The following is a 10012-nucleotide window of genomic DNA, read 5'->3' as shown; positions in this document are numbered from 1 at the left end:
TATCCGGCACAGCCCTCCTTTTCTTTAAAAATCAGCGCCCTTTCCCTGTTATAGAACACAAAAAAAGAGCATATGGCTCTGACCATTCGTACACACGAAATGTTGAAAACATATAGTATAGTAGAAAAATAGCTTTTCGACAAATTCCACAAGTTGTGGACAACAATCTACACAAGCTGTGTGAAAACAATCCACAACTTATCCACAAATTGTGGATAAAGAGAATGGACTGGATAAGTAATTAAGAGTTAAAACACAAATATAATATCAAATTAAGCGAGGACTTGCAATGGTTCTCGTAATCTTATCCACAAACCTGACAACTTGTTGAAAAATCTTTGTCCACAGGGGTTAGCAATGTGAAAATGTTGTCGATAACGATTGTGGATATTAAAAAAAGACCGAAAAATTATCCACATGTCGTTTTTTCGAGGGAGCGCGGCTTTTTTTTTTGCGTTAAAAAAAGGAATATGAAAAATAAGGTTTCTAAACTGGTTAAGGTATGTTATCCTATTATGGTTGTAAGAAATAAAAGCACTGCTGAAGTTGACAATGAATAGGCAGCACAAATATAATAAGTAAGACTGTCTTTAACAGCTATTCCTCGAGGGAGGTGTCATAAATGAAAAGAACATTCCAACCGAATAACCGTAAACGCAGTAAAGTTCATGGCTTCAGAAGCCGTATGAGTTCAAAAAACGGTCGTCTAGTATTAGCACGCCGTCGCCGCAAAGGCAGAAAAGTATTATCAGCTTAGGCCACTGAATAATGTCAGTGGTCTTTTTTCACATTAAGAGAGTGAGATGTCATGCGTCGCCCGGTACTGGAGAAATTTCTTCAGTATTCCGGCGGCCCGTTTTTTTTAGATAGAAATAAAAGTTTCTGCGAGTGAATATCGGAGTGAATTAAAGTGAAGAAGCGAAATCGGTTAAAGAAAAATGAAGATTTTCAAAAAGTGTTTAAACGCGGAACGTCTATGGCAAACCGCCAGTTCGTGCTGTATACGCTTGATCAGCCGAAACAGGAAGAGCTCCGGGTAGGGCTTTCTGTCAGTAAAAAAATCGGCAATGCCGTCGTGCGCAATCGGGTGAAGCGGTTAATAAGGCAGGCTGTTCAGGAGGAAAAAGAGCTGCTCAAGCCGAAAGATTTTATTATTATCGCAAGAAAACCCGCCGGCGACCTCAGTTTTGAAGAAACGAAAAAGAGTCTGCAGCACTTATTCAGAAAAACCTCATTATATAAGAAATCTTCGTCAAAATAGCTCATATTTTGTTTTCTTCACGTTTTTAAAAGCGCTTCCTTTTATTTGGCGAAAAATGAACGCCATTTGAAACTGAAAGATGCTAAAATACATACAAGGTTTATAAAGATTGGTATAGGAGGAAACGTTCTTGAAAAGGAGAATATGGTTACTACTGAGTATGGTCGGTATGCTCGTGCTGCTGGCCGGGTGCTCGAGTGTGAAAGAGCCGATTACGGCGAATAGTCCGCATTTCTGGGACAAATATGTTGTGTATCCATTGTCAGAAGTCATTACGTACGTAGCGAAACTGACGGGCGATAACTATGGTTTATCGATCATCATCGTTACGATTTTAATTCGTCTGCTGATTCTGCCGCTGATGATCAAGCAGCTTCGAAGCTCAAAAGCGATGCAGGCGCTGCAGCCTGAAATGCAGAAGCTCAGAGAAAAATACAGCTCTAAAGATCAAAAAACGCAGCAGAAGCTTCAGCAGGAAACAATGGCCCTGTTTTCAAAGCACGGGGTAAACCCGCTGGCGGGATGTTTCCCGATCCTGATTCAAATGCCGATTTTGATCGGATTCTACCACGCCATTATGCGTACGCAAGCCATTTCACAGCACAGCTTTTTATGGTTTGACCTAGGAGAGAAGGATCCTTACTATATTCTTCCTATCGTTGCCGGTGTGGCCACTTTTGTCCAGCAGAAGCTGATGATGGCCGGAAATCCGACTCAGAATCCTCAAATGGCAATGATGGTATGGATTATGCCGATCATGATCATCGTATTTGCGATCAACTTCCCGAGCGCACTTTCTCTGTATTGGGTAGTCGGAAACCTGTTTATGATTGCTCAGACATTCCTTATTAAAGGACCTGACATTAAACACGATCCGGAAACGCAGAAAGCGGGAGGAAAGAAAAAGTGAAGAAGGTGACTGCTGCGGGACGGAATGTCGAAGAAGCAGTTCAATCAGGCCTTCAGGAACTTCAACTGACGAAAGATCAAGTAGAAATAACGGTGGTGCAAGAAGAATATAAAGGGTTTTTGGGTATTTTCGGAAAAAAGAATGCGATCGTAGAACTGGAAGAGAAAAGAAATCCTGTTCAGGAAGCGAAAGCGTATTTGGAAGAAATCATCCATTCCATTGCCGGGCCTTCTGAGATTGTTACGGAAGAAAACAAGAAAACAGTCTGTTTTCACATTAAAGGTGAAAAAGCGGCGCTGCTTATTGGCAAAAGAGGACAAACACTCAATGCCCTGGAAACATTGACGCAGCTTGTTTTGAACCGCGGCTCCGGCCAGTATCGCCAAGCCGTTGTCGACGCTGAGAATTACCGGCGGAAAAGAAGAGAAATTCTGGATCAGCTGGCAAACAGGCTGGCCAAGCAAGTGTCGAAAACGAAAAAAGATGTGCATTTAGAACCGATGCCGTCAGGTGAAAGAAAAATCATCCATGACGCGCTGTCAAAGCATCCAAATATCAAAACGTTTTCTACCGGTGAAGGCCGGTACCGCCATCTCGTTATTTCCCATAAAGATAGCAGAAAACCGAAGTCCGGGTAAAATCGGAACTTCGGTTTTTTTATTGGTAAAAATGGCTCTATTCCTAAGCAGAATCGCATTTTTAGCGTTTAAGTTTTTTCTTTTTCGGTCTATGCTGTTGATAAAAAAGGTTTTAGGAAATAAAATTAATTGTTATTCACATGTGGATAAGTTAAAGTAATAAGGGATGAATTTCTGCCTTTGTGGATAACGTATCTTCCACTTCAAACCAAACTATGTTATCTTTTAATTTTGGCGTAAATAAAATTTTTTATATAGATGGAAACAGAGATAAAGAGAGGTGAACAGCATGGATACAATTGCAGCGATTTCAACTCCGATGGGTGAAGGCGCGATCGCGATCGTTCGGCTGAGCGGCCTGGAAGCCGTAAAGATCGCCGACAAAATGTACAAGGGTCCGAAAGGCAAAACGCTCAGTTCGGCAGAATCGCATACCATTCATTACGGGCATATCGCGGACAGCACGACGGGACGGATTATTGAGGAAGTCATGGTGTCTGTTTTAAGAGCGCCCAGAACATTCACAAGGGAAGATGTCATTGAAATCAACTGTCACGGGGGTATTGTGACGGTTAATCAGGTGCTCCAGCTTGCTTTAAGAGAAGGCGCGAGACTGGCAGAACCCGGTGAGTTTACGAAGCGCGCATTTTTAAACGGACGGATTGACCTATCACAGGCGGAAGCGGTGATGGATCTGATCAGGGCCAAAACGGACCGTGCCATGAATGTCGCCATGAACCAGATGGAAGGACGGCTTTCCGCGCTTGTCCGCCGTCTGCGTGATGAGCTGTTAGAAACACTTGCCCATGTTGAGGTTAATATAGATTATCCGGAATATGATGACGTCGAAGAAATGACGCATCAGCTTTTAGTGGAGAAGGCAAGCGGCGTGAAGAAAGAAATCGAGGCGCTGCTCCGTACGTCTGAGCAGGGGAAAATTTTGCGTGAGGGACTGTCTACCGTGATCATCGGCCGTCCGAACGTCGGAAAATCCTCTCTGCTTAACAGCCTTGTCCATGAAACGAAGGCGATCGTAACCGATATTCCGGGAACGACGCGTGATGTGATTGAGGAATATGTCAACGTGCGAGGCGTGCCGCTTCGGCTTGTCGATACCGCCGGAATCCGTGAGACAGAAGATATCGTCGAAAGAATCGGTGTGGAACGGTCACGGCAGGTTCTGAAGGAAGCGGATCTCATTTTGCTTGTGCTTAACCACAGCGAAGAGCTTTCTGAAGAAGATATAAAATTGTTTGAAGCGGTTGAGGGAATGGACGTCATTGTCATTATGAATAAGACGGACCTTGAGGCTAAGATTGACGCTGAGCGCGTCAAGGAACTGGCGAAAGGCCGGCCTGTCGTCACGACCTCATTGCTGAAAGAAGAAGGCATTCAAGATTTAGAGGAAGCGATTCAGTCGCTATTTTATACAGGAGCGATCGAAAGCGGAGATCTCACCTATGTCAGCAACACCCGTCATATCTCGATTCTGCATCAGGCAAAGCAAGCGATTGATGATGCGCTGAACGGAATTGAACAGGATGTTCCGATTGATATGGTCCAAATTGATTTGACAAGGTGCTGGGAGCTGCTCGGCGAAATCATCGGTGATGCCGTTCACGAAAGCTTAATTGATCAGCTCTTTTCACAATTTTGTTTAGGTAAATAAAAGGGAGGAAAAAAACCATGGGGTATGAAGCAGGCCAATACGACGTGATTGTCATCGGCGCCGGGCATGCCGGTGTTGAGGCTGCCCTCGCATCCGCGCGCCAGGGAGCCAAAACGCTTGTTTTGACGATTAATCTTGATATGGTTGCGTTTATGCCATGTAATCCGTCTGTCGGCGGCCCCGCGAAAGGGATTGTCGTCCGCGAAATTGACGCGCTCGGCGGAGAAATGGCTAGAAATATAGATAAAACTCATATTCAAATGAGAATGCTGAATACAGGAAAAGGTCCGGCCGTACGGGCGCTGCGTGCGCAGGCGGATAAATTCCAATATCAGCACGAAATGAAGCATACGCTGGAAAAAACACCGAATTTGACACTTCTTCAAGGGATTGCCGAGCGTTTAATCATTGAAGACGGGGAGTGCCGCGGTGTCATTACGCAAACCGGTGCTGAATATAAAGCAAAAACGGTCGTGCTGACAACCGGAACGTATTTAAGAGGGCGGATCATTCTCGGTGATTTGTCTTACTCAAGCGGTCCGAATAACCAGCAGCCGTCTATTAAACTTTCTGAGCACTTAGAGGAGCTCGGTTTTGATCTCGTCCGTTTTAAAACGGGCACGCCTCCTCGTGTCTCAAGCGATTCCATTGATTACAGCAAAACAGAAATCCAGCCGGGGGACCCGGTTCCGCGCGCTTTCTCATATGAAACGGTTGAATACATTACCGATCAGCTGCCTTGCTGGCTGACTTACACAAGTCCTGAGACTCATGAGATCATCGACAGCAACCTGCATCGTTCGCCAATGTATTCCGGTATGATTAAAGGAACGGGACCGAGATACTGTCCTTCGATTGAAGATAAAGTCGTTCGGTTTAATGATAAACCGCGTCATCAGATTTTCCTTGAGCCGGAAGGCAGAAATACGCAGGAAGTATACGTTCAAGGTTTATCCACGAGTCTTCCTGAGGACGTGCAGCAGCGGATGCTGGCGACCATTCCGGGACTGGAAAAGGTGCAGATGATGAGAGCCGGATACGCGATTGAGTATGACGCAATTGTACCGACGCAGCTCTGGCCTACACTGGAGACGAAAAAAATCCCTAACCTGTACACAGCCGGTCAAATTAACGGTACATCAGGTTATGAGGAAGCAGCCGGGCAAGGAATTATGGCAGGGATCAACGCAGGCCGCAAAGCGCTTGGAAAAGAAGAAGTGATCCTCAGCCGTTCCGATGCTTATATCGGTGTATTGATTGATGATTTGGTAACGAAAGGAACCAATGAACCGTACCGTCTGCTGACTTCACGGGCGGAATACAGACTGCTGCTCCGTCACGACAACGCGGATCTTCGTCTGACGGAAATCGGCCACGATATCGGCTTAATTTCTGATGAGCGCTATGAAGCGTTTGAGAAGAAAAAAGCGGCGATCGAGGCGGAGAAAAAACGTCTCTGGTCTGTTATTATCAAGCCGTCTCCTGAGAATCAGGAATATATCCGTTCACTCGGCGGAAGCGAGCTGAAAGACGGAGTGCGCGGCACAGATTTAATGAAACGTCCGGAAATGAACTATGAAACAGTGACAAAACTTGCGCCTGCAGATTCTCCGGTTCCGCAAGATGTGGCGGAACAAGTGGAAATTCAGGTGAAATATGAAGGATATATCGAAAAATCCTTGCAGCAAGTGGAAAAGCTGAAGAAAATGGAAAACAAAAAAATCCCTGATCGGATTGATTATGACGCCATTAAAGGAATTGCTACTGAAGCCCGTCAAAAGCTGAAAGAAGTGCGTCCTTTATCAGTTGCTCAAGCGTCCCGTATTTCCGGTGTCAATCCGGCAGACATTTCAATCCTGCTGGTATACCTGGAGCAGGGCCGTATTGCCAAGGTAGCTGAATAGAAAGGATGACGGCATGAATATAGAGGAATTTACATCCAGTTTAGCGGAGAAAGGGATTTCCCTTTCTGACCGCCAGCTGGAGCAATTCGAGTTGTATTACCGGATGCTCGTGGAATGGAACGAAAAAATGAATCTGACATCCATCACTGAGAAAAAGGAAGTTTATCTCAAGCATTTTTATGATTCGATAACGGCGGCATTTTATATTGATTTTGAAAAGGTCACCACTCTTTGTGATGTCGGCGCCGGCGCCGGTTTTCCAAGCCTGCCCATCAAAATCTGCTTCCCGCATCTGCATGTCACCATCGTCGATTCACTGAATAAGCGGATTACGTTTTTGGAAACTCTCTCTGATGCTTTACAATTAGAGCATACGACATTTGTCCATGACAGAGCGGAGACATTCGGACAGCGGAAAGACGTACGGGAAAGCTTCGATCTCGTGACGGCCCGTGCGGTGGCGCGTCTGTCGGTCCTGAGTGAGCTTTGTCTGCCGCTGGCCAAGAAAAACGGCGTATTTGCCGCACTGAAAGCAGCCGCCGCTGATGAAGAGCTGAAAGCGGGGCAAAAGGCGATTAAAGTATTGGGAGGAGAGCTTGAACAAGTTCATTCCTTTACACTTCCTGTTGAAGAAAGTGAACGGAACATTATGATCATTCGCAAGACGAAAAGCACTCCGAAAAAATATCCGAGAAAACCGGGTACTCCAAATAAATCGCCAATTGAAGGGTAATTTAGACAGCCTGATGTGACAATTCCATCATATTTTCTGCAAAATTGATGAAGATACAGCAGGAAAAACCATGAGAAAATAGAATTATAAAAATGGCAGTTTTTAAAGGTGGTGTAGGTACATGAAGCATTCATTCTCTCGTTTCTTCGGGTTTGGTGAGAAGGAAGAGGAACCGGAGATAGCTGAGCATGATACAAACAAAGAAGAGATACTCGAAATACCGGTACATGCTATCGTTCCCAACCGTTTTCAGCCACGCACCATTTTCTCAGATGAAAAAATCAAAGAGTTAGCAATGACTATCCATACACACGGCATCATTCAGCCGATTGTTGTCAGACATACAGAAGATGAAGGACAATATGAGCTCATTGCGGGTGAAAGGCGCTGGAGAGCGGTACAGACGCTTGAATGGGAGAAGATTCCCGCAATTATTAAAGATTTTTCTGATACGGAAACAGCATCTGTCGCTTTGATTGAAAACCTGCAAAGGGAAGAATTGTCCTCCATTGAGGAAGCTCATGCGTACGCAAGGCTGTTAGAACTTCATGATTTAACACAGGAAGCCTTGGCGCAGCGCTTAGGAAAAGGCCAGTCAACGATTGCGAACAAGCTCCGATTGTTAAAGCTCCCGGAACCGGTCCAGGATGCGATTATGGAGAAAAAAATTACGGAACGTCATGCAAGAGCACTGATTCCGCTCAAACAGCCGGAGCTTCAGGTCACATTGCTTGCGGAAATCATTGAGAAAAGCTTAAACGTCAAGCAGACGGAAGACAGAGTGGTGAAAATGCTTGAACAGAATAAGCAGAAACCAAAGCCGAGACGCAAAGCGTTCAGCAGGGATACAAGAATTGCGATGAATACGATTCGTCAGTCACTGTCCATGGTAGAAGACAGCGGCGTCAGACTGAATACCGAAGAAGAAGAATTCGAAGAGTACATCCAGCTTACCATTCGGATACCTAAATAAAAACTCTCCTGATCAGCAGGGGAGTTTTTATTTTAATCAAAAAACTATTTTGAGATAATGATAGATTTATTGTGCACTATACATTGTATATGTAAAATTTTATCTTTTTGTGTCGTGAATTGTCTTTTTACAGTCAAAAAAGTCACTTTATCGGAGAACTTATATTAGAAAGTGTCTTTTTCGTTTACATTTTTTTCACTTGCTGATAAACAAATTATGAAAAAAATAAAACGCTTTACTCTTTTTTTGATAAGATAGAAACAAGACAGTACATGTTCATGTGAAGGTAGGTGACATCGTGGGAAAAATCATAGCAATTACGAACCAAAAAGGCGGAGTCGGGAAGACGACGACTTCTGTTAATCTGGGGGCTTGCTTGGCTTACATAGGTAAAAGGGTTCTTCTTGTTGATATTGATCCGCAGGGCAATGCAACGAGCGGATTAGGGATTGAAAAAGCCGATGTGGATCATTGTGTGTACGACATTTTAGTAGATGATGCAGATGTTACAGATATTATTAAACCGACTTCAGTAGAGAACTTAGATGTCATTCCGGCCACGATCCAGCTTGCGGGAGCGGAAATCGAATTGGTTCCGACGATCTCACGGGAGGTCAGGCTGAAAAGAGCATTAGAATCAGTGAAACAAAATTACGATTACATGATTATTGATTGTCCTCCGTCTCTCGGGTTATTAACGATTAATGCGCTTACCGCTTCAGATTCAGTCGTTATCCCGGTTCAGTGCGAATACTACGCTCTTGAAGGATTGAGTCAATTATTAAATACAGTTCGGCTTGTGCAAAAACATTTAAATACCGACTTAATGATAGAAGGAGTGCTTCTGACGATGCTTGATGCCAGAACGAATCTGGGCATTCAAGTGATAGAGGAGGTAAAGAAATACTTTAGAGATAAAGTGTATCAAACCATTATCCCTCGCAATGTCCGTTTAAGTGAGGCGCCGAGTCATGGCAAGCCGATCATATTATACGATCCGCGTTCGAGAGGTGCGGAAGTATATTTAGATTTAGCAAAGGAAGTGGCAGCGAATGGCTAAAGGCGGGCTCGGAAAAGGGATTAACGCGTTGTTTAATCAGGTTGATTTGTCTGAAGAGACAGTGGAAGAGATTAAAATCAGTGATTTGCGCCCCAATCCTTATCAGCCAAGAAAACAATTTGACGATGAGTCATTAGCTGAACTGAAGGAATCCATCATTCAGCATGGCATTCTTCAGCCCATTATCGTGAGAAAATCATTGAAGGGCTATGATATTGTAGCCGGCGAACGCCGTTACCGCGCCGCAAAACTTGCCGGTAAAGAGACAGTGCCGGCTATCGTGCGGGATTTATCTGAATCGCTGATGCGGGAAATCGCTCTTTTGGAAAACCTTCAGCGTGAAGACTTATCACCGCTTGAAGAAGCTCTGGCATATGACTCACTGCTGAAGCATTTGGATTTAACCCAGGAACAGCTCGCTAAACGGCTCGGGAAAAGCAGGCCTCATATTGCCAACCATTTAAGACTGCTGACGCTGCCGGAAAGCATCCAGAACCTCATTGCAGAAGGTACGTTATCCATGGGACACGGCAGAACCTTGCTTGGTTTGAAAAATAAAAACAAGCTTGAACCGCTTGTGAAGAAAGTGGTTGAAGAACAGCTGAACGTCCGTCAGCTTGAGCAGCTGATTCAGCAGTTAAACAACAATGTTCCACGTGAAACAAAGAAAAAAGAACCTGTTCAAGATGTTGTGTTAAAAGAGCGGGAATCGTATTTGCAAAATTACTTCGGAACAACAGTAAATATTAAGAGACAAAAGAAAAAAGGGAAGATTGAGATTGAGTTTTTCTCAAATGAAGATCTTGAACGTATCCTAGAACTATTGTCTGAAAGAGAAGCGTAAAAACCATCTTTTTTTAAAAA

10 protein-coding genes are annotated in these 10012 nt (G+C 44.3%); all 10 read left to right on the top strand.

Features of this window, described 5'->3' with window-relative positions; all coding sequences use genetic code 11:
* The first annotated feature begins 622 nt into the window (after nt 1-622).
* The 10 genes from rpmH (at nt 623) to J6600_RS19410 (ending at nt 9992) form a co-directional block, all read left to right on the top strand.
* A complete protein-coding gene (gene rpmH, locus J6600_RS19455; protein WP_003178075.1) occupies nt 623-757 on the top strand; it encodes a 50S ribosomal protein L34 in 135 nt (44 codons plus the stop codon).
* Nucleotides 758-910: 153 nt separating this feature from the next.
* Complete coding sequence (gene rnpA / locus J6600_RS19450) at nt 911-1261, top strand: ribonuclease P protein component (protein WP_004392944.1); 351 nt, start codon at nt 911-913, stop codon at nt 1259-1261.
* Nucleotides 1262-1421: 160 nt separating this feature from the next.
* Nucleotides 1422-2171 carry a YidC family membrane integrase SpoIIIJ gene (gene spoIIIJ / locus J6600_RS19445; RefSeq protein ID WP_007409906.1) on the top strand — a complete coding sequence of 250 codons (750 nt, stop codon included), beginning with the start codon at nt 1422-1424 and terminating at the stop codon, nt 2169-2171.
* Entirely contained in the window at nt 2168-2809 is a 642-nt protein-coding gene (jag, locus tag J6600_RS19440; RefSeq protein ID WP_017418434.1) for an RNA-binding cell elongation regulator Jag/EloR, read from the top strand. The genes spoIIIJ and jag overlap by 4 nt, the downstream gene beginning before the upstream one ends.
* A 289-nt stretch (nt 2810-3098) precedes the next feature.
* On the top strand, nt 3099-4478 hold the full coding sequence (gene mnmE, locus J6600_RS19435) for a tRNA uridine-5-carboxymethylaminomethyl(34) synthesis GTPase MnmE (RefSeq protein WP_209387806.1): 1380 nt from the start codon (nt 3099-3101) through the stop codon (nt 4476-4478).
* 17 nt (nt 4479-4495) lie between these two features.
* Nucleotides 4496-6382 carry a tRNA uridine-5-carboxymethylaminomethyl(34) synthesis enzyme MnmG gene (gene mnmG, locus J6600_RS19430; protein ID WP_007615086.1) on the top strand — a complete coding sequence of 629 codons (1887 nt, stop codon included), beginning with the start codon at nt 4496-4498 and terminating at the stop codon, nt 6380-6382.
* A gap of 13 nt (nt 6383-6395) precedes the next feature.
* Complete coding sequence (gene rsmG / locus J6600_RS19425; RefSeq protein WP_007409901.1) at nt 6396-7115, top strand: 16S rRNA (guanine(527)-N(7))-methyltransferase RsmG; 720 nt, start codon at nt 6396-6398, stop codon at nt 7113-7115.
* Between the two features lie 121 nt (nt 7116-7236).
* Nucleotides 7237-8088 (top strand): nucleoid occlusion protein, encoded by an 852-nt coding sequence (gene noc, locus J6600_RS19420; protein ID WP_007615083.1) that lies wholly within the window; start codon nt 7237-7239, stop codon nt 8086-8088.
* A 298-nt stretch (nt 8089-8386) separates the two neighbouring features.
* Nucleotides 8387-9148 (top strand): sporulation initiation inhibitor protein Soj, encoded by a 762-nt coding sequence (gene soj, locus J6600_RS19415; protein WP_007409899.1) that lies wholly within the window; start codon nt 8387-8389, stop codon nt 9146-9148.
* A complete protein-coding gene (locus tag J6600_RS19410; protein WP_004392966.1) occupies nt 9141-9992 on the top strand; it encodes a ParB/RepB/Spo0J family partition protein in 852 nt (283 codons plus the stop codon). Before soj ends, J6600_RS19410 begins: the two co-directional genes overlap by 8 nt.
* The last annotated feature ends 20 nt before the right edge of the window (nt 9993-10012 follow it).

Source organism: Bacillus sp. LJBV19 (assembly GCF_017797845.1).
Classification (GTDB): domain Bacteria; phylum Bacillota; class Bacilli; order Bacillales; family Bacillaceae; genus Bacillus; species Bacillus velezensis.
Note: the sequence above shows the minus strand (reverse complement) of the source record. Positions and strands in the feature narration are given on the sequence as shown.

Bases quoted from the DNA above. Each gene is read 5' to 3' on its own strand.
- rpmH (WP_003178075.1), top strand. From the start codon at position 623: ATGAAAAGAACATTCCAACCGAATAACCGTAAACGCAGTAAAGTTCAT.
- spoIIIJ (WP_007409906.1), top strand. From the start codon at position 1,422: ATGGTCGGTATGCTCGTGCTGCTGGCCGGGTGCTCGAGTGTGAAAGAG.
- mnmE (WP_209387806.1), top strand. From the start codon at position 3,099: ATGGATACAATTGCAGCGATTTCAACTCCGATGGGTGAAGGCGCGATC.
- mnmG (WP_007615086.1), top strand. From the start codon at position 4,496: ATGGGGTATGAAGCAGGCCAATACGACGTGATTGTCATCGGCGCCGGG.
- rsmG (WP_007409901.1), top strand. From the start codon at position 6,396: ATGAATATAGAGGAATTTACATCCAGTTTAGCGGAGAAAGGGATTTCC.
- noc (WP_007615083.1), top strand. From the start codon at position 7,237: ATGAAGCATTCATTCTCTCGTTTCTTCGGGTTTGGTGAGAAGGAAGAG.
- J6600_RS19410 (WP_004392966.1), top strand. From the start codon at position 9,141: ATGGCTAAAGGCGGGCTCGGAAAAGGGATTAACGCGTTGTTTAATCAG.